An 18,560-nucleotide genomic window follows, 5' to 3' on the forward strand; every position below is an offset into this window, starting at 1 on the left:
AGTCACCGCCGACAGCCGGCCCCCGCCGGCGACAGTGGGGGTGCGGCATCCCCGGCGCACCCCCCGCGCACCCGCGTCCGTCAGGCCGACACCAGCAACCTCACCCGCTCGGCGTCCGCCAGGGCCTCGGGCGTGAGCACGGGACGCGGCACCAGGATCCCGCAGTCCGCGCAGACCGGCCCCGACGAGGGCTCGTGGTCCAGGCCGTACCTCCACGAGAGGTGCCGCCCGTCGCAGACCGGGCACCGGGCGCCCGGCTCGCGCTCCAGCGCGGCGATCAGCCGGCGCAGCACCTCGGCCAGCGGTTCACGGGGATGGACCGCCGGATCGTCGCACCACGCCACACCGAAGCCGCCCCAGGTCATCCGGTGCCAGTCGTCCACAGTGCCGGGCCTGCGCAGCCCGTCGTGCTTCTCCTTCCTGCGGCGCTTCGCGAACTCGACCTCGTAGGCCAGCCAGACCGCCCGCGCCTCCTCCAGCTCCTCCAGCGCGGCCACGAGCCGCACCGGGTCGGGGGAGCGGTCCTCGGGGCCGAAACCCGCCCGGGAGCACAGATGGTCCCAGGTGGCCCTGTGCCCGTAAGGGGCGAACCTCTCAAGGCACTTGCGCAGCGAGTAGCGCCGCAAGGCCAGATCGCACCGCGGATCGCGGACCTGTCTCGCCAGACTCCGGAAACCGGCCATCGTCCTGCACCTCCGTCACACCTGCACCTGTAAATCGGTCACTTCGGCGTCGTCGTACGGACGTCGCCGAATAGACGTATCGACAAGCGAATCGGCTCCCTCCGATGTCCCCTGCCCTCCGCGAGCGGTCCGAAGGGTGTCGCCGGTCGACTGCCGTGGTCCGTGCATCTGCTGTGCCGTCACCGGGAAGTGACGCTTGTTCACCTTCTGCCGAGGCGATACCGGCGGTAACATCCCGCCCACCCCCACGGGAGGAGCACCCATGCCACGGCGTGTCCCACGCACCGCTCCCGACAGACTGAGAACTCCCGGCGGAATCCCCGGGTTCCTGAAGACGGCATCCGTATGCGCCCTGATCGCAGGTCTTTTGTCGCCGTTTGCCCCGGCGGCCGCATCGGAAACAGAAACCACCCCGGCCGCGGCCGACGTGAACGACCACTGCGGCTCGCGGTGTTCGGACGTCCTTCCGCCCGGCCAGAACGGCAACGCCACCCTCGCGCAGATCCTCCTCAACCAGGCCTTCGGCACCCAGCCCGAGCACGCCGAGGACCAGCTCGCGCCCTACGCCGCGCTCGCCAAGGGCTACGGCGGACTCACCGACGACAAGATCAGCGCCTTCTTCAACGACGCGTCCTTCGGCGTGCCCGCCGGCCAGATCGCCTCCACCGTCCGGCCCGCCGGGCGCGAGGACGTGACGATCGTCCGCGACAAGAAGACCGGTGTGCCGCACATCACCGGCACCACGCGCTACGGCACCGAGTTCGGAGCCGGGTACGCGGCCGCCCAGGACCGGCTGTGGCTCATGGACGTCTTCCGGCACGTCGGACGCGGACAACTGACCTCCTTCGCGGGCGGTGCCCCCTCCAACCAGGGCCTTGAACAGCAGTTCTGGCGGCACGCCCCGTACACCGAGGCCGATCTGCAGGCGCAGATCGACAACGCCGTCGCCCGCAACGGCGCACGCGGCAAGCAGGCGCGCGCCGATGCCGACGCCTACCTCGACGGCATCAACGCCTACATCGACGCCTCCGACAGCGGACGCTGGTTCCCCGGTGAGTACGTACTGACCGGGCACAAGGACTCGATCACCAACGCGGGCGAGATCGAGCACTTCAAGATCACCGACCTGGTCGCGCTCGGATCCGTGGTCGGCGCCCTGTTCGGGTCCGGCGGCGGCGGCGAGGTGAACAACGCCCTGTCCCTGCTCGCCGCGCAGGAGAAGTACGGCGTGGTCGAGGGCACCGAGGTCTGGGAGTCCTTCCGGCAGCGCAACGACCCGGAGGCCGTGCTCACCGTCCACGACGGCAGCTTCCCGTACGCGACCCGGCCGAAGGACCCGCAGGGCACGGCCCTGCCGGACCCCGGCTCGGTGCGGCCCGAGCCGCTCGTGTACGACCGCACCGGCAGCGCGGCCGGATCCGGTGCCACCGGCGCCTCGAAGGAGGCGGCCGCCACCGTCCTGTCCTCCGCCCGCCGCGGCATGTCCAACGCCCTGGTGGTCAGCGGGAAGCACACCGCGAGCGGGCACCCCGTCGCCGTCTTCGGGCCGCAGACCGGCTACTTCGCCCCGCAGTTGCTGCTGCTGCAGGAGATCCAGGGCCCCGGCATCAGCGCCCGCGGCGCGTCCTTCGCGGGCCTGAGCATGTACGTCGAACTCGGCCGCGGCCAGGACTACGCCTGGAGCGCCACCACCTCCGGCCAGGACATCATCGACACCTACGCCGTCGAGCTCTGCCAGGACGACCACCACTACCTCCACCGCGGCACCTGCACGCCGATGGAGAAGGTCGAGCAGAAGAACGCCTGGAAGCCCACCGTCGCCGACGGCACCGCCGCCGGCTCGTACACGATGCGGGTGTGGCGCACGAAGTACGGGCCCGTCGAGTACCGCGCCACGGTCGGCGGAAAGAAGGTCGCCTACACCACCCTGCGCTCCTCCTACCTGCACGAGGCCGACTCCATCATCGGCTTCCAGATGCTCAACGACCCCGGCCACGTCCGCGGCCCCGAGTCCTTCCAGCAGGCGGTGCAGCACATCAACTACACGTTCAACTGGTTCTACGCCGACTCCCGGCACACCGCGTACTACAACAGCGGCGACAACCCGGTGCGTGCGGCCGGCGTGGACCCCGAGTTCCCCGCGTGGGCGCGGCCCGCGTACGAGTGGCGCGGCTGGGACCCGACGGCCAACACCGCCGACTACACCCCGCCCTCCGCGCACCCGCGCTCCGTCGACCAGGACTACTACGTGTCCTGGAACAACAAGCAGGCCGAGGACTACACCGCGGCGTCCTGGGGCAACGGTTCCGTGCACCGCGGCAACCTCCTCGACGACCGGGTCGGGGAGCTGGTCCGGCAGGGCGGGGTGACCCGGGCGTCCCTCGTGCGGGCCATGGCCGACGCGGGCCTGGCCGATCTGCGGGCCGAGGACGTGCTGCCGAGGTTGCTGAAGGTGGTGACCAGCGCGCCGGTCACCGACCCGGCCGCCGCGGCCGCCGTGAGCAGGCTCCAAACCTGGACCGCCGCCGGCGGCAGGCGCACGGAGACCTCGGCCGGTTCACGGAAGTACGCCGACGCCGACGCGATCCGCATCCTGGACGCCTGGTGGCCGCTGCTGGTCCGGGCCGCGTTCGAACCGGGCCTCGGCACGAGGCTGTACGAGGCGATGACGGCGAACCTGCCCGTCGACGAAGCACCGTCGGCCGGGCACGGCCCGACCGGGTCGCACGCCGGAAGCTCCTTCCAGTACGGCTGGTGGAGCCACGTCGACAAGGACCTGCGGGCCGTGCTCGGCGAGGAGGTGAAGGGGCCCCTGGCCCGTTCCTACTGCGGCGGCGGCAGCCTCGGCGCCTGCCGGGACACCCTCCTCGCCACCCTGAAGCAGGCCGCCGCGACGACCCCGGCCCAGGTCTACCCCGGCGACGAGGCGTGCGCGGCGGGCGACCAGTGGTGCGCCGACTCGATCCACCACCGCACCCTGGGCGGCATCAAGCACCCCACGATCGGCTGGCAGAACCGGCCCACCTACCAGCAGGTCGTGGAGTTCACCTCGCACCGGTGAGGCTCCGCGGGCGGCGGGCCCGGCCCGGGGTCCGCCGCCCGCTGCTCAGCGGTACAGCAGGTACGCGCGCCGCACCCTGCGGAACGCGGCCAGGTCGGCCCGCCAGCCCGCCACGACCTCGTCCGTCCCGGCGCCCGCGTCGATCATCGTGCGCACGCGCGTGGTCCCGGTGAGCTTGTCGATCCAGTTGTCGGGGCGCCAGGCGAAGCCGCTCCAGGTCCGCTTGGCGGTCACGAGCAGCCCGATGCCGGTGCGCACGGGGTCGAAGGCCGCCCGGTCGTGGACGTGGACCTGCACCCCGCCGATCGTCCTGCCCTGGAACTTGGAGAAGGTCGGCGCGAACCAGGCCTCCCTGAACCGGACTCCGGGCAGGGCGAGTTCGTTCGCCGCCGCGGCCCAGTGCCGGTCGACGCCCTCGGCGCCCAGCAGTTCGAACGGCCGGGTCGTGCCGCGCCCCTCCGACAGGTTGGTGCCCTCGAACAGGCACGTCCCCGAGTACACCAGGGCCGTCTCCGGCGTCGGCATGTTCGGGCTCGGCGGCACCCACGGCAGCCCCGAGGCGTCGTAGAAGTCGGAGCGGTCCCAGCCCGACATGGTGACGGTCTCCAGCGGCACGGGCTCGGCGAGGAACTCGCCGTTGAACAGCCGGGCCAGCTCCGCGACGGTCATGCCGTGCGCCTGGGCGATGGGCTGCCGGCCGACGAAGGTCGCGAACTCCTTGTGCAGCACGGGACCCAGAGCCGCCCGGCCGGTGACCGGGTTGGGCCGGTCCAGGACGACGAACTGCTTGCCCGCGAGCTGCGCGGCCTCCATGCAGTCGTACAGCGTCCAGATGTAGGTGTAGAAGCGGGCACCGACGTCCTGGATGTCGAAGACGACCGTGTCGACGCCGGAGGCGGTGAAGACGTCCGCGAGCGGGCGGCCGCTCTTGAGGTACGTGTCGTACACGGGCAGTCCGGTGGCCGGGTCGTCGTAGCGGCCCTCGGAGCCGCCCGCCTGCGCGGTGCCCCGGAACCCGTGCTCGGGGCCGAAGACCGCGGTGAGCCGGACGCGGTCGTCGGCGTGCATGACGTCGACGATGTGGCGGGCGTCGCGGGTGACGCCGGTCGGGTTGGTGACCACGCCCACCTTCTGGCCGTCGAGCAGGGCGTAACCGTCGCGCGCCAGGCGTTCGAAGCCGGTGCGCAGGGGGCGGTGGGGCCGGGCTGCCGCCGGGTGGGGCGCGGCGGCGACGGCCGCCGCCGCCGTGGCCGTGGTGATGACGGCTCGTCTGGACGGGCGCATGCGGGACCTCCTGGGGTGGGGACGGTCGGCATGGGCACGGTATGTGCTCCGGCGGGCCGTGGGGAGGCCGCGGACCGGATACGGCCCGTCGCGCCGCGCCGCGGGGCGCGGTCGCGACCGGCGCCGTGCCGCGGGCGGCGGGCGGCGCGGTGACCTCTTCCCAGGTACATACCGACCGGTTAGTCTGGCGCCATTGCCGTTCCGCGATCGAGGAGACCGACAGTGGGAGCCTTCCAAGGGGCCGGGGTAGTCGTCACAGGAGCCGGCGGCGGGATCGGGGCCGCGCTCGCCCGGCGCTTCGCCGCCGAGGGAGCCCGGGTCGTCGTCAACGACCTGGACGCCGAGCGGGCCAAGCGCGTCGCGGAGGAGATCGGCGGGACAGCCGTGGCCGGCGACGCCTCGGCGATCGTCGCCGACGCCCGGGACGCCCTCGACGGGACCGTGGACGTCTACTGCGCCAACGCCGGCGTCGCCTTCGGGGGCGGGAGCGCGGAGGGGCCGCTGGACGAGACCGCCTGGGCCGCCTCCTGGGACGTGAACGTCATGGCCCATGTCCGCGCCGCCCACGCCCTGCTGCCGGACTGGCTGGAGCGCGGCAGCGGCCGGTTCGTCTCCACCGTGTCCGCCGCCGGACTGCTCACCATGATCGGCGCCGCGCCCTACGCCGTCACCAAGCACGGGGCGCTCGCCTTCGCCGAGTGGCTGGCGCTGACCTACCGGCACCGGGGCGTGAAGGTGCACGCCATCTGCCCGCAGGGGGTGCGCACCGACATGCTGGCCGCCACCGGCAGCGCGGGCGACCTGGTGCTCCAGCCGACCGCGATCGAACCGGAGGCGGTGGCGGACGCCCTGATGCGCGGTGTCGAGGAGGACCGCTTCCTGATCCTGCCGCACCCCGAGGTCGCCGGGTACTACCAGGCCCGGGCCGGTGAGCCCGACCGCTGGCTGTCCGGCATGAACCGCATCCAGCAGCAGTGGGAGGCGGCCCGGTGACCGAGCCCCGCTACGCCGCCAAGCCCTGGCTCGCCCTGCTCAGCGAGGCCCAGAAGGGGGCGATCGACCCCGCCGACTCCCTGGTGCACGCCCTGCGGCGGGCCGTCGCCGAGACGCCGGACGGCGACTTCCTGGCCTACTTCGACGGCCGTCTGACCTACCGGGACGCCGACGAGCTCACCGACTCCGTCGCCGGGCACCTCGCGGCGCGCGGCCTGGAGCGCGGCGACCGGGTCGCGGTGCTCCTGCAGAACTCCCCGCTCTTCGTGCTCGCCGTGCTCGGCGCCTGGAAGGCGGGCGCGGTCGTCGTGCCCGTCAACCCCATGTACAAGTCGGGTGAGGTCGGGCACGTCCTGCGGGACGCCGAGGTGGCCGCGCTGATCTGCTCCGACCGCGCCTGGGAGGGGTACCTGCGCGACACGGCGGCGGACTCGCCCGTGCGGATCGTGCTCACCGGGTGCGAACGGGACTTCCAGACCCGCGGCGACGCACGCGTGCTCACCTTCGAGCGCCTGCCGCAGGCCCCGGACGCCGACGACCTGACGGCCGTGGCCCGGGCCGGCCACAAGGCGCCCGGCGACCGCGATCCGCGGCCCTCGGACATCGCGCTGATCAGCTACACCTCGGGCACCAGCGGCACCCCGAAGGGCGCCACCAACACCCACCGCAACATCATGTACAACGCCGAGCGGCAGCGGACCGGCCTGGGGCTCCCGCAGCGGCCGGTCTACTTCGCGCTGGCGCCGCTGTTCCACATCACCGGCATGGTCTGCCAGCTGGGCGCCTGTCTGACCAGCGGGGGCACCCTCGTGCTGGCCTACCGCTTCGAGGCGGGCGTCGTGCTCGACGCGTTCGCCGAGCACCGGCCGCACTACACCGTCGGCCCGTCCACGGCCTTCATGGCCCTGGCCGCCCACCCCTCCGTCACCCGCGACCACTTCTCCTCCTTCCGGGTGATCTCCTCCGGCGGGGCCCCGCTGCCGCCCGCCCTGGTGGAGAAGTTCCGGGCCGGCTTCGGCCCGTACATCCGCAACGGCTACGGACTGACCGAGTGCACCGCCCCCTGCGCCTCCGTGCCGCCGGGCCTCGAGGCACCGGTCGACCCGGTCTCCGGCACCCTCGCCGTGGGCCTGCCCGGCCCCGACACGGTCGTCAGGATCGTCGACGAGAACGGTGCGGAGGTCCCCTTCGGCGAACAGGGCGAGATCGTCGTCGGCGGCCCCCAGGTCGTGCCCGGCTACTGGCGCCGTCCCGACGCCACCGCCGACACCTTCCCCGGCGGGGAGCTGCGCACCGGCGACATCGGCTTCATGGACGAGCAGGGCTGGCTGTACGTCGTGGACCGCAAGAAGGACATGATCAACGCGTCCGGCTTCAAGGTGTGGCCGCGCGAGGTCGAGGACGTCCTCTACACCCACCCCGCCGTGCGGGAGGCGGCGGTCGTCGGCGTCCCCGACGGGTACCGCGGGGAGACCGTCAAGGCGTACATCAGCCTGCGCCCGGACGCCGCGGCGGACCCGGACGCGCTCACCGCCTACTGCAAGGAGAGACTGGCCGCCTACAAATATCCGCGCCAGGTGGAGATCCTGCCGGACTTGCCGAAGACGGCCAGTGGGAAGATCCTCCGTCGGGAACTGCGTTCCCGCACGCACGGCAACTGACAGCAGAACGGAAAGGCAGGTGGCGGCAGTGCCCAGGACCACGGACTCGGACGGCACTCCCGTCCCTCAGCGGCTCCTGGCCGCCGCCACCCGGCTCTTCGCGGAGCAGGGGTACGACCGCACCTCGGTGCAGGAGATCGTCGAGGCGGCCGGTGTCACCAAGGGCGCGCTCTACCACTACTTCGGCTCCAAGGACGACCTGCTGCACGAGGTGTACGCGCGCGTGCTGCGCATCCAGCAGGAGCGGCTGGACGCCGTGGCGGGCGCCGACGAGCCGGTCGAGAAGCGGCTGCGGGCCGCGGCGGCGGACGTCGTCGTGACGACCATCGACAACCTCGACGACGCGATGATCTTCTGGCGGTCGATGCACCACCTGAGCCCCGAGAAGAACAAGCAGGTGCGGGCGGAGCGCCGCCGCTACCACGAGCGCTTCCGCGCACTCGTCGAGGAGGGCCAGGAGGCGGGCGTCTTCTCCCGGGCGACCCCGGCGGACCTGGTCGTGGACTACCACTTCGGCTCGGTCCACCACCTGTCGACCTGGTACCGCCCGGACGGCCCGCTCAGCCCCCAGGAGGTCGCCGACCACCTCGCCGACCTCCTCGTCCGGGCCCTGCGCCCCTAGCGCGTGACGCCCGGCCGGCCCGTGGCCCGGTGGGACACCCCCGCCGGGCCACGGGCCGGACACTCACAGGTACTGCTTCAACTCCCGCCGCGCCAGCGACCGCTGGTGCACCTCGTCCGGCCCGTCCGCGATCATCAGCGTCCGCGCCCCCGCGTACAGCTCCGCCAGCGGGAAGTCCTGGCTCACACCGCCCGCCCCGTGCAGCTGGATCGCCTTGTCCAGGATCTCCACCACCGCCCGCGGCGTGGCGATCTTGATGGCCTGGATCTCGGTGTGCGCCCCGCGATTGCCCACGGTGTCCATCAGCCACGCCGTCTTCAGCACCAGCAGCCGCAGCTGCTCGACCGTCACGCGGGCGTCGGCGATCCAGTTGTGGACCACGCCCTGCTGGGCCAGCGCCTTGCCGAAGGCGTTGCGGGACACGGCCCGCCGGCACATGAGCTCGATCGCCCGCTCGGCCATGCCGATCAGCCGCATGCAGTGGTGGATGCGGCCGGGCCCGAGCCGGGCCTGCGCGATGGCGAAGCCGCCCCCCTCCTCGCCGATCAGGTGGGACACCGGCACCCGCGCCTCGTCGAAGATCACCTCGGCGTGACCGCCGTGGTAGTGGTCCTCGTACCCGAAGACCTGCATCGCGCGCTTGATCGTCACGCCCGGTGTGTCGCGCGGCACCAGCACCATGGACTGCTGGCGGCGGATGTCCGTCCCGTCCGGGTCCGTCTTGCCCATGACGATGAAGATCTTGCAGTCGGGGTGCATCGCCCCGGAGATGTACCACTTGCGGCCGGTGATGACGTACTCGTCGCCGTCGCGCCGGATGTGCGTCGTGATGTTCGTGGCGTCCGAGGAGGCCACGTCCGGCTCGGTCATGGCGAACGCCGAGCGGATCTCACCGGCGAGCAGCGGCTCCAGCCACTGCTTGCGCTGCTGTTCGTCGCCGAACTGGGTGAGCACCTCCATGTTCCCGGTGTCGGGCGCGGCGCAGTTCGTCACGGTCGGCGCCAGCTGCGGGGAGCGGCCCATGATCTCGGCGAGCGGCGCGTACTGCAGGTTGGTGAGCCCGGCGCCGTACTCCGAGTCCGGCAGGAACAGGTTCCACAGGCCCTGCCTGCGGGCCTCGGCCTTGAGCTCCTCGACCACCGGGACCGTCTCCCACGGCGAGTCCAGCCGCTCGCGCTGCTCGTGGGCGACGGCCTCGGCCGGGTGGACGTGCTCGTCCATGAAGGCGAGGAGCCTGCCGCGCAGTTCCTCGGTGCGCGCGTCGTAAGCGAAGTCCATGCGGATCAGCCCTCCTGAAGGCCTTCGTGAAGCGTCGTCAGTCCGTGGCGGACGAAGACGGGGACGAGGTCGCCGATGCGGTCGAAGCCGCGGCCGACCGTCTGGCCCAGCGTGTAGCGGTAGTGGATGCCCTCGAGGATCACGGCGAGCTTGAACCAGGCGAAGGCCGTGTACCAGGAGACGGCGGAGACGTCGCGCCCCGAGCGCGCGGCGTACCGCTCGATGAGTTCGGACGGCGCCGGGTGCCCGGGGGCCGTCGCGGTCGTGGAGACGGGGGAGTCGGGCAGGTCCAGCGGCATGCTGTACATGACCAGCAGACCCAGGTCGGTGAGTGGGTCGCCCAGCGTGGACATCTCCCAGTCGAGGATCGCCCGGATCGAGTCGTCCTCGCCGATCAGCACGTTGTCCAGGCGGTAGTCGCCGTGGACGACGGCCGGTGCGGGGGAGCCGGGCAGTTCGCGGCCGAGCGCGGCGTGCAGCTCGTCGATGCCGGCCAGGTCGCGGTTGCGGGAGGCGTCGAGCTGCTTGCCCCAGCGCCGCAGCTGCCGGTCCAGGAAGCCCTCGGGCCGGCCGAAGTCGTCCAGTCCCACGGTCTGCGGGTCGACGGCGTGCAGCTCGACCAGCGTGTCGACCAGGTTCAGCACCGCGCCCCGGGTCCGCTCCGCGCCGAGGGGGGCGAGCTGGTCGGCGGTGCGGTAGGGCGTGCCCTCGACGAACTCCATGACGTAGAAGGGGGCTCCGAGCACCTCCTCGTCCTCGCACAGCAGCAGCGGCTGCGGTACCGGGACGGCGGTGGGGTGCAGCGCGCTGATCACCCGGTGCTCGCGCTTCATGTCGTGCGCGGTGGCCAGGACGTGGCCGAGCGGGGGCCGCCGGACGACCCACCGGGAGGTGCCGTCGGAGACGGCGTAGGTGAGGTTCGACCGTCCGCCCTCGATGAGCCGGCCCGACAGCGGTCCGTCCACCAGGCCGGGCCGCTCGCGGTCGAGCAGGACGCGCAACCGGTCGAGATCGAGACCGGGCGGGTGATCGGGGCTCATACGGGGCTCCTACGGGCAGGCGGACTGTTCCCGACCATGATGCCGACCGGTCGGTATGTCGTCCAGAGGGGGGCGGAAACGTGATCGGGGCCACGATAGGCCGCCCACCCCGAGCGCGAGGCTTGCGGGGCGGTACTGGCCCGGTGCGTTCACGCCGTCCGGCTTGCGGGCCGCCCGGCGAACCCGGAAGGTCGAACCCATGAAGGCGATCAGCTACTCACGGTACGGCGGACCCGAGGCGCTCGCGTACGGGGAGGTCCGCGACCCGAAGGTCGGCCCCGACGCGGTGCTGGTGAAGGTCCGGGCGGCGGCCGTGAACCCCGTCGACTGGAAGGCCCGCGAGGGCTACCTCGACGGCATCCTCGCCCCCGTCTTCCCCGTGGTGCCCGGCTGGGACGTCTCGGGTGTGGTCGTGCGCCCCGGGGCGGCCGTCGCCGAGTTCGACGTGGGCGACGAGGTCATCGGGTACGTGCGCGAGGACTTCCTCTCCCGGGGCACCTTCGCCGAGTACGTGGCCGCGCCCGTGCGCACCCTGGCCCGCAAGCCCCGCAATCTGACCTGGGAGGAGGCGGCCGGGCTGCCCCTGGCGGGGCTCACCGCGTACCAGGTGCTGCGCCGGGTGCTGGAGGTCGAACGGGGCGAGACGGTGCTGGTGCACGCCGCGGCGGGCGGCGTCGGCTCCCTCGCGGTGCAGCTCGGCACGCACCTCGGCGCCCGCGTGATCGGGACGGCGAGCGAACGCAACCACGACTTCGTCCGCGGCCTCGGCGGCGAGCCGGTGTCGTACGGCGAGGGACTGGCGGAGCGGGTGCGCGGGCTGGCGCCAAAGGGGGTGGACGCGGTGTTCGACACCGTCGGCGGGGACACGCTGAAGGTGTCGGCGAACCTGCTGGCCCCCGAGGGCCGCATGGTGTCGATCGCCGACCACGACGTCGTCACCTACGGCGGCCGCTACTACTTCGTCCGCCCCGACGCCGCCGACCTGCTGCACCTGTCGGAACTGGCGGAGCAGGGCGTGGTCGGCGTGCACGTGGACGAGACGTTCCCGCTGGAGCGGGCGGCGGACGCGCACCGGCGCAGCCAGGAGGGACGCACCCGCGGCAAGATCGTGGTGACCGTGGACTGGGACGGCGAGGCGGAGGGGGCCTGAGGGAGCGGGCCCGCCGGCCGGTGCCGCCGGGACCGTCGCCGCGCCCGAGCCGCCGGTTCCGGCCCGGCCGGACGAGGGGATCTAGAGGACCAGAGCGGCCCCGCACACCGCCATGGCCACCGTGCACAGCGCCGCCGCGGCGGCGTGCCGGGGCGTGAAGGGCGCGTGGCCCCGACCGGTCGCCAGGGCGCGGATCCTGCGGTGGGCGACGGCCAGGAACCCCAGCCACAGCCCGCAGCACAGGGCACCCGCGACGATCCCGGGCGCCGAGGCGTCACCGTGCAGCACGGTCTTCACGGCGAGCACCGCGGCGACCGTGCCGGAGAGCGTCGTACGCCGCCACGCGAGCCGGGTCCGCTCCGGCTGGAGGCCGGGATCACGGCCGGGGGCTGCGCCGCGCTCCGCCGGGGCGCTCACCCCTCCCACCCCACCAGCACCACGAAGACCATCGCGACGGCCACGATCGCGACGACGAGGCTCAGCAGGGCCGGGAACCGGGAGACGGGCAGGTCCTCGCCCCGGCGCATGGCCCGCTCACAGCGCACCCAGTGGTTCACGGCCCGCAGCGAGCACAGCACGCCCGAGGCGAGCAGCGCGAGCGCCAGCCCGACCCGCCATCCCCAGCGCAGATCCGGCAGGAACTGGTCCACGGCGAACCCTCCGCCGATCAGCGCGAGCGCGGTACGCAGCCAGGCGAGGAAGGTGCGCTCGTTGGCCAGCGAGAAGCGGTAGTCGGGGGTGTCCCCGTCCTCCCGGACCTCCGCGGGCACGAACCAGAACCGGACGTTCCGCACAAACTCGATCACACGCGCGACCCTACCCGCGCCCCATTCGTCCGGCGTCGCCGGAGGCACCGCCCCGGTGCCGGGGGCCGGTGCGCCGAGCGGCGGACCGGCCCCGGTTCAGCCGCTCGCCGGACCCGGCCGTCCCGGCGAGCGGAACTCCTTCAGCCGTGCGTAGGCCGCCAGGCCGTCCGGGACCCAGGGCCAGTCGGCGAGGCGCTGCTCGACCTCGCTGTCGGTGAGGAATGCGTGCCAGGCGACCTCCTCGGCCTGCGGGTGGACGGGCAGGTCGCAGGTCACCTCGTACACCGCCGACCACCAGGTGCGGCCGGCCCCGTCGTCGTAGAGGAACGTGAACAGGTGGCGGGGGGCCGGCAGCCCGCTCACACCCAGTTCCTCCTCGGCCTCCCGCAGGGCCGCCGCGTCGTAGGACTCGCCCGCGCCGACCACGCCGCCGACGAACATGTCGTACAGGGAGGGGAAGACCAGTTTCTGCGGGGTGCGCCGGTGCACGAAGATCCGCCCGGCGGCGTCCCGGGCCTGGACGAACACGCAGCGGTGCCGCAGCCCCCGGGCGTAGACCTCCCCGCGCGGGGACCGTCCGACGACCCGGTCGTGCTCGTCCACGACGTCGAGGATCTCGTCAGCAGCGCTCATGCCCCCATCCAAGCAGTCGGGGGCGCCCGGCGAGGGGGCGCGTCAGGGGGATGCCGGGCTGACCGCGGCCGAGCCCACCCGGGACCGTGCGCCGGCCGCGCCGGTCGGCATCGCCGGGTGCAGTCCCAGCAGCACGATCCCGGCGACCACGGCCAGCAGGCCGCCGGTCTCCCAGCCCAGCGCCGCCGCGTCGGTGCGCAGCCGGTCACCGAGGAAGCCGACGCCGCAGACGATCCCGGCGAGCGGCTGGGCCGCCGTCAGCGCGGGCAGCGACTTGCGCAGGGAGGCGGTCTCGAAGGCGCTCTGCACCAGCAGCAGCCCCGTGACGCCGAGCGCGACGACCGCGTACGGCTGCCAGCCCGTCATCAGGCCGGCGAAGCCGCTGTCGGAGAACCGCTGCCCGCTCACCCGGGTCAGCGCGTCCTGGACGCCGTACAGGAGCCCGGCCGCGAGCGCGAGCAGCACCGGGCCGGAACCCATTCGGGAGCGCTTGCCGCGGGCCGTGAGCAGCAGGGCGAGCCCGATCATGGCCCCGATGATCAGCCACTGCCGCACCGGGTCGGCCGTCGCGGTGCCGCCCTCGGGCCGGCCCGCCACGATGAACGCCGTCACGCCGCCCGCCAGCAGCAGCAGGCCCGACCAGCCCTGGCGGCCCAGCGACTGCCGGGTCTGCCGGCGTGACAGTGCCAGCGCGAAGAGCAGGTTCGTGGCGAGCAGCGGCTCCACCAGGGACAGTTCGCCCTGCCCCAGCGCCGCCGCGCCCAGGCCCATGCCGGCCACCATCAGCGCGATCCCGCCGAGCCAGCGCGGCACCTTCACCAGGTCGATCAGCAGCCGGAAGGAGAGGAAGTCGCCCAGGGGGGCCCGCTGGGCCGCGTTCTGCTGCAGGACGAAACCGAAGCCCAGGCAGCAGGCGGCGCCGAGAGCGAGCGCGAGAACCAGAACCGACACGCGGTGTACCTCGATCGTCAAGTCGGGTCACGTTGGCGTAGGGGCCGACGGCACCGGCCGGCTCCGCCCGCATACCCACACGTCCCGCCATCGTGGAGGGCGCTCGCCGGTCGCGCTATGACCTGCGCCACAAAGGGCGAAAAGGAAAAATCGGATCATGGACGCAGGGGCCTCACTGGTCTCTCGTGTCACAAAAACCTCACGAATCACACCAGTTGACGCGTGTAACGCAACATCGGCCCTTGACGGCAACCCTTGGCGGAGGGTTTGCTTTCCGTGATCGATTCATGGCAGTGCGCGTCCGCGCGCCCGACCGACCGCCGTGAGCCGGAACACAAGAAGAGCGCGTGAGGAAGTTCGCGGTGCCCCCACCCCCGCCTCCCCTCGGCCGCGGCCGCAAGCGCGCGGCGCAGGCCTTCGACGAGGCCCTCGACGACGCCGAGCTCGGGGCCGCGCGTGCCGCTCTGGCGCAGGGCCGCTGGCAGAACGCCCGTTCCCTGCTGGTCCACACCGGCGACGACTGGGACCGGCGCGGCCACCGGATCACGGTCCTCGCCCGCGAGTCGTACACCGCCGCCTGGGCCCGCGAGTGGCTGCTCGCCGAGCCGGAGTCCGCCGACGCCACCGTCCTGCTCGCCCTCGCCCAGGTCCGTCGCGTGCTGCACGGCAAGGGCAAGCCGGCCCGTGCCCGCGAGGCCTGCGAGAAGGCCGCCGCCCTGGCCCCCGCCGACCCCACCCCCTGGCTCGGCATCCTCATGCTGGAGTGCGCGGTCGGCACCGACCACGACGCGGTGCGCGTCTTCGAGCAGGTCCGCGTCCGCCACCCCGACCACCACCACGCGCACCACCTCATGATCGCGCGGCTGGCCGAACGCCGCATGGACCTGGGCCCCGATCCGCTGCACGAGGTCTACGACTTCGCCAACTGGGCCGCCGAACAGGCGCCCGCCGACTCCCCGCTGGCGATCCTGCCCGTCATCGCGCACGCCGAGCGCTACCGCGCCCTGGCCGCCGCCGGGCACGAAGCCGCCGACCCCGTCGCCTCGGGCCACTGGAGCGGCCGCCGCGCCCGGCAGGTGATGAAGGCCGCCTTCGACTGGTGGCTGGAATGGGAGCTGGAGGGCCATCCGCGCCGGCTCGTCGACCTGAACTTCCTCGCCCACGCCAAGTACTGCGAGGGCCGGGGCGCCGAGGCCGCCGCCCTGTTCCACCGCATCGGCCGCCACGCCACCCCGGCGCCCTGGTCGTACCCCGACCGCGACCCGCACACCGCCTTCGCCGCAGCCCGCGCCGGTGCGCTCGGCACGGCGTGACACCCCCCCGTATCCCACAGTGAGGACGCCCTCCCGATGACCACGGACAGTTCGAGGACGAACACCTCCGCCCCCGGCGGCATCAGTACGTTCAAGGGGCAGGAGCGCGCCCTGCGCGCCGACCGGCTCGGCACCGGCGGCCTGCTGCTCTCCGTCCTCGCCGCGACCGCCCCGCTGATGGTCGTCGCGGGTGTCATGCCCACCACATACGCGGTGATGGGCATCGTCGGCCAGCCGCTGCTCTTCGTCCTCCTGGGCGTCGTCCTGATCCTGTTCAGCGTGGGCTACGCCGAGATGAGCCGGCACGTCCACAACGCGGGCGCCTTCTACGCCTACATCTCCCGCGGCCTCGGCGGCACCGCCGGGGCGGGCGCCGCCCTGGTCGCGCTCGTCGCCTACAACGCCCTCCAGGTCGGCATCTACGGCATCTTCGGCTTCGAGGTCTCCGGGCTGCTCGCCACCTACGCCGACCTGGAGGTGGCCTGGTGGATACCGGCCCTCCTGGCCGTGCTCGCGGTCGGCCTGCTCGGCTGGCTGAAGATCGACGTCAACGCGCGCGTGCTCGGCGTGCTGCTCGTCGTAGAGGTCCTCCTCGTCGTGATCTTCGACGTCGCCGCCCTCACCGACCCGGCCAAGGAGGGTCTGTCGCTGCACGCCTTCAACCCGGACACGCTGACCGGCGCCGGCGTCGGCACCGCGCTGTGCTTCTGCATCGCCGCGTTCCTCGGTTTCGAGCAGGCCCCCGTCTACGCCGAGGAGACCAGTCGCCCGCACGTCCTCGTGCCGCGCGTGATGTTCCTGGCCGTCGGCGGCGTCGCGGTGTTCTTCGCCCTGAGCAGCTGGGCCCTCACCGTCGCCACCGGCCCCTCGGCCGTCGTCGGCACCGCCCAGAAGCAGAGCGCCGGCCTGCTGTTCTTCCTCACCGAGTCGCGCCTCGGCGGCACCTTCACCGACGTCCTGCACATCCTCTTCGTCACCGGCATGTTCGCCGCCCTGCTCAGCTTCCACAACGTGGTCGCCCGCTACGCCTTCGCCATGGGCCGCGAGGGCCTGCTGCCCGCCGCCTTCGGCCGCACCAGCGGCAGCAGCGGCGCCCCCGGCACCGGCTCGCTCCTCCAGACCGTCGTCGCCGTGGTGGTCGTCGCGGCCTTCGCCGTCGCCGACGACAAGCCGGTCGGCGACCCGACCGCACCCGTCCTGCAGCTGTTCACCTGGTGCGGCAACATCGGCGCCCTCGGCGTGATCCTGCTGATGGCAGCGGCCTCCCTGTCGGTCGTGGTGTTCTTCGTCCGCCGCGGTGCCGCGGGCACCCAGTCCTGGCGGCTGGTCACCTCCGCGGTCGCCGGCATCGCCCTGCTGGTCATCGCGGGCTACACCGTGAAGGACTTCGACGTGCTGGTCGGTGCCGGCCCGGACTCCTCGCTGAGCTGGGTGCTGCCGGGCATCATCGGCCTCGCCCTGGCCGCCGGACTGGTCCTCGGCCTCGTGCTGCGCGCCCGCGCCCCCGAGAAGCACGCCCGCATCGGACTGGGCAACGAGGCCTTCCAGCTGGACAAGGCGGCCTCCTCCTGACCCCGCCCGCACGACAGGCGCTTACGAGAGTCTGACGGGCACCCGCGAGCCCTGTCCCGGCCGGGCCGCGGGTGTTCGAATGAAAGGGTGAACGAGCACGTACCTCAGGGTGTGGACGACGAACCCCCCGAGCGGGGCGCCCCGATCGGCCGCCGCGTCTTCCTCGGCACCCTCGCCCTGGGCGCCGCCGGCGTGGTGGCCGCGCCGCCGCTGCAACGCGCCCTGGAGGGCTTCCTGGGCAAGGCCGCGGACCAGGACCCCACCGGCCTGACCGGCCTGCTGCCCAACGGCGGCGGCTTCCGCTACTACTCCGTCGCCTCCTCGGTCCCGCGCAAGACCGCCGGCACCTACCGCCTCACCGTCGACGGCCTGGTCGACCACCCCACGTCCTACACCCTGGCCGACCTCAGGGCCCTGCCGCAGACCCGCATGGTCCGCGACGTCCAGTGCGTCACCGGCTGGCGTGTCCCCGACACCCCCTTCGAGGGCGTACGCCTCTCCCGCCTCCTCGACGCGGCCGGCGTACGGCCCACGGCCAGGGCCGTCCGCTTCACCTGCTTCGACGGCACGTACACCGAGAGCCTCACCCTCGACCAGGCCCGCCGCGCGGACGTCCTGGTCGCCCTGCGCATGCAGGACAAGGACCTCGGCCACTCCCACGGCGGCCCCGTCCGCCTCTACGTGGCGCCCATGTACTTCTACAAGTCCGCCAAGTGGCTCTCCGGCATCACCGTCACCGACGAGGTCCGGCCCGGCTACTGGGAGGAGCGCGGCTACGACGTCGACGCCTGGGTGGGCCGCTCGAACGGACGCGACGATGAGCCCACGAGCTGACCCGGCCCCCGCCACGACCGACGTGCGCCGCTTCACTCCACTGCAGCGCTGGATCCACCGCACCACGGCCGCGCTGATGGGCGTCTGCGTGGTGACGGCGGCCTGCCTCTACGTCCCCCAGCTCGCCGAACTGGTCGGCCGCCGCGCCCTGGTCGTCACGCTGCACCAGTGGGCGGGCCTCGCCCTGCCGGTGCCGGTGCTGGCCGGCCTGGCCTCCCGCGTCTTCCGCGCCGACCTCGGCCGCCTCAACCGCTTCGGCCCGCACGACCGCGCGTGGCTGCGTGCCGTGCTGCGCCGCGACGGACGCCCGGAGTCCCGGCCCGCGGGCAAGTTCAACGCCGGGCAGAAGATCTACGCGTCCTGGATCGCCGGGGCCACCCTGGTGATGCTCGGCACCGGCCTGATGATGTGGTTCACCCACCTCACCCCGCTGCTGTGGCGCACCAGCGCCACCTTCGTCCACGACTGGCTGGCCCTCACGATCGGCATCGTCCTGGCCGGCCACATCGGCATGGCGCTGGCGGACCCGGAATCCCGCCGGGGCCTGCGCACCGGCAGGGTGAGCCGCGACTGGGCGGACCGCGAGCACCCGCTCTGGCGCCCGTAGGCCACGCCTGCGAGGGGGCGAGCCGGGTCACGCACCGTTCCTCTTGGGGCACGGGAACGGCCCACTCCCCAC

At 73.0% G+C, this 18,560-nt stretch carries 17 protein-coding genes; 9 read left to right on the plus strand and 8 right to left on the minus strand.

Annotated features, from left to right (window positions below):
- Positions 1-80: 80 nt before the first annotated feature.
- Positions 81-683, minus strand: coding sequence for a hypothetical protein (locus ACZ4M5_RS19015; RefSeq protein WP_467738239.1), 603 nt, complete (start codon positions 681-683; stop codon positions 81-83).
- Between the two features lie 262 nt (positions 684-945).
- Here ACZ4M5_RS19015 and ACZ4M5_RS19020 point away from each other — a divergent pair, with 262 nt between their 5' ends.
- On the plus strand, positions 946-3,744 hold the full coding sequence (locus ACZ4M5_RS19020) for a penicillin acylase family protein (protein WP_467738241.1): 2,799 nt from the start codon (positions 946-948) through the stop codon (positions 3,742-3,744).
- A 45-nt stretch (positions 3,745-3,789) separates the two neighbouring features.
- Here the strand turns inward: ACZ4M5_RS19020 and ACZ4M5_RS19025 are convergent, their stop codons facing one another.
- The gene (locus ACZ4M5_RS19025; protein ID WP_467738243.1) at positions 3,790-5,028 is read right to left on the minus strand and encodes an exo-beta-N-acetylmuramidase NamZ family protein; all 1,239 of its coding nucleotides are present in this window, start codon (positions 5,026-5,028) and stop codon (positions 3,790-3,792) included.
- 222 nt (positions 5,029-5,250) lie between these two features.
- Between ACZ4M5_RS19025 and ACZ4M5_RS19030 the strand changes: the two genes are divergently transcribed.
- Genes ACZ4M5_RS19030 through ACZ4M5_RS19040 form a run of 3 tightly spaced genes read left to right on the plus strand, consistent with a single transcriptional unit; the run spans position 5,251 to position 8,304 of the window.
- Positions 5,251-6,021, plus strand: a complete 771-nt coding sequence (locus tag ACZ4M5_RS19030) for an SDR family oxidoreductase (protein WP_467738245.1) — start codon at positions 5,251-5,253, stop codon at positions 6,019-6,021.
- Positions 6,018-7,682, plus strand: coding sequence for a class I adenylate-forming enzyme family protein (locus ACZ4M5_RS19035; protein WP_467738247.1), 1,665 nt, complete (start codon positions 6,018-6,020; stop codon positions 7,680-7,682). Before ACZ4M5_RS19030 ends, ACZ4M5_RS19035 begins: the two co-directional genes overlap by 4 nt.
- Positions 7,683-7,710: 28 nt before the next feature.
- Entirely contained in the window at positions 7,711-8,304 is a 594-nt protein-coding gene (locus ACZ4M5_RS19040) for a TetR/AcrR family transcriptional regulator (RefSeq protein WP_398110539.1), read from the plus strand.
- A 63-nt stretch (positions 8,305-8,367) separates the two neighbouring features.
- Here ACZ4M5_RS19040 and ACZ4M5_RS19045 read toward each other — a convergent pair whose 3' ends face one another.
- Both ACZ4M5_RS19045 and ACZ4M5_RS19050 read right to left on the minus strand, forming a co-directional pair.
- Entirely contained in the window at positions 8,368-9,582 is a 1,215-nt protein-coding gene (locus ACZ4M5_RS19045) for an acyl-CoA dehydrogenase family protein (protein ID WP_467738249.1), read from the minus strand.
- Positions 9,583-9,587: 5 nt separating this feature from the next.
- Positions 9,588-10,622, minus strand: a complete 1,035-nt coding sequence (locus ACZ4M5_RS19050) for a phosphotransferase family protein (RefSeq protein ID WP_467738251.1) — start codon at positions 10,620-10,622, stop codon at positions 9,588-9,590.
- Positions 10,623-10,821: 199 nt separating this feature from the next.
- Here ACZ4M5_RS19050 and ACZ4M5_RS19055 point away from each other — a divergent pair, with 199 nt between their 5' ends.
- Positions 10,822-11,772 carry an NADP-dependent oxidoreductase gene (locus ACZ4M5_RS19055; protein WP_467738253.1) on the plus strand — a complete coding sequence of 317 codons (951 nt, stop codon included), beginning with the start codon at positions 10,822-10,824 and terminating at the stop codon, positions 11,770-11,772.
- An 81-nt stretch (positions 11,773-11,853) separates the two neighbouring features.
- On the opposite strand, the gene ACZ4M5_RS19060 is transcribed toward ACZ4M5_RS19055, so the two are convergent.
- The 4 genes from ACZ4M5_RS19060 to ACZ4M5_RS19075 form a co-directional block, all read right to left on the minus strand.
- Positions 11,854-12,189 (minus strand): DUF202 domain-containing protein, encoded by a 336-nt coding sequence (locus tag ACZ4M5_RS19060; protein WP_467738255.1) that lies wholly within the window; start codon positions 12,187-12,189, stop codon positions 11,854-11,856.
- Positions 12,186-12,578, minus strand: a complete 393-nt coding sequence (locus ACZ4M5_RS19065; RefSeq protein ID WP_467738257.1) for a YidH family protein — start codon at positions 12,576-12,578, stop codon at positions 12,186-12,188. Before ACZ4M5_RS19065 ends, ACZ4M5_RS19060 begins: the two co-directional genes overlap by 4 nt.
- Positions 12,579-12,674: 96 nt before the next feature.
- Positions 12,675-13,211, minus strand: a complete 537-nt coding sequence (locus ACZ4M5_RS19070) for an NUDIX hydrolase (RefSeq protein ID WP_467738259.1) — start codon at positions 13,209-13,211, stop codon at positions 12,675-12,677.
- A gap of 42 nt (positions 13,212-13,253) precedes the next feature.
- Positions 13,254-14,162 carry a DMT family transporter gene (locus tag ACZ4M5_RS19075; protein ID WP_467738261.1) on the minus strand — a complete coding sequence of 303 codons (909 nt, stop codon included), beginning with the start codon at positions 14,160-14,162 and terminating at the stop codon, positions 13,254-13,256.
- 362 nt (positions 14,163-14,524) lie between these two features.
- Here ACZ4M5_RS19075 and ACZ4M5_RS19080 point away from each other — a divergent pair, with 362 nt between their 5' ends.
- From ACZ4M5_RS19080 to ACZ4M5_RS19095, 4 genes are all read left to right on the plus strand, one after another.
- Positions 14,525-15,475: a hypothetical protein gene (locus ACZ4M5_RS19080; RefSeq protein WP_467738748.1), complete on the plus strand. Its 951-nt coding sequence runs from the start codon at positions 14,525-14,527 to the stop codon at positions 15,473-15,475.
- Between the two features lie 36 nt (positions 15,476-15,511).
- A complete protein-coding gene (locus ACZ4M5_RS19085) occupies positions 15,512-17,047 on the plus strand; it encodes an APC family permease (RefSeq protein ID WP_467738263.1) in 1,536 nt (511 codons plus the stop codon).
- 87 nt (positions 17,048-17,134) lie between these two features.
- A complete protein-coding gene (locus tag ACZ4M5_RS19090; RefSeq protein ID WP_467738265.1) occupies positions 17,135-17,881 on the plus strand; it encodes a molybdopterin-dependent oxidoreductase in 747 nt (248 codons plus the stop codon).
- A complete protein-coding gene (locus tag ACZ4M5_RS19095; RefSeq protein WP_467738267.1) occupies positions 17,865-18,488 on the plus strand; it encodes a cytochrome b/b6 domain-containing protein in 624 nt (207 codons plus the stop codon). Before ACZ4M5_RS19090 ends, ACZ4M5_RS19095 begins: the two co-directional genes overlap by 17 nt.
- The last annotated feature ends 72 nt before the right edge of the window (positions 18,489-18,560 follow it).

The organism is Streptomyces sp. NPDC026246 (genome assembly GCF_055567995.1).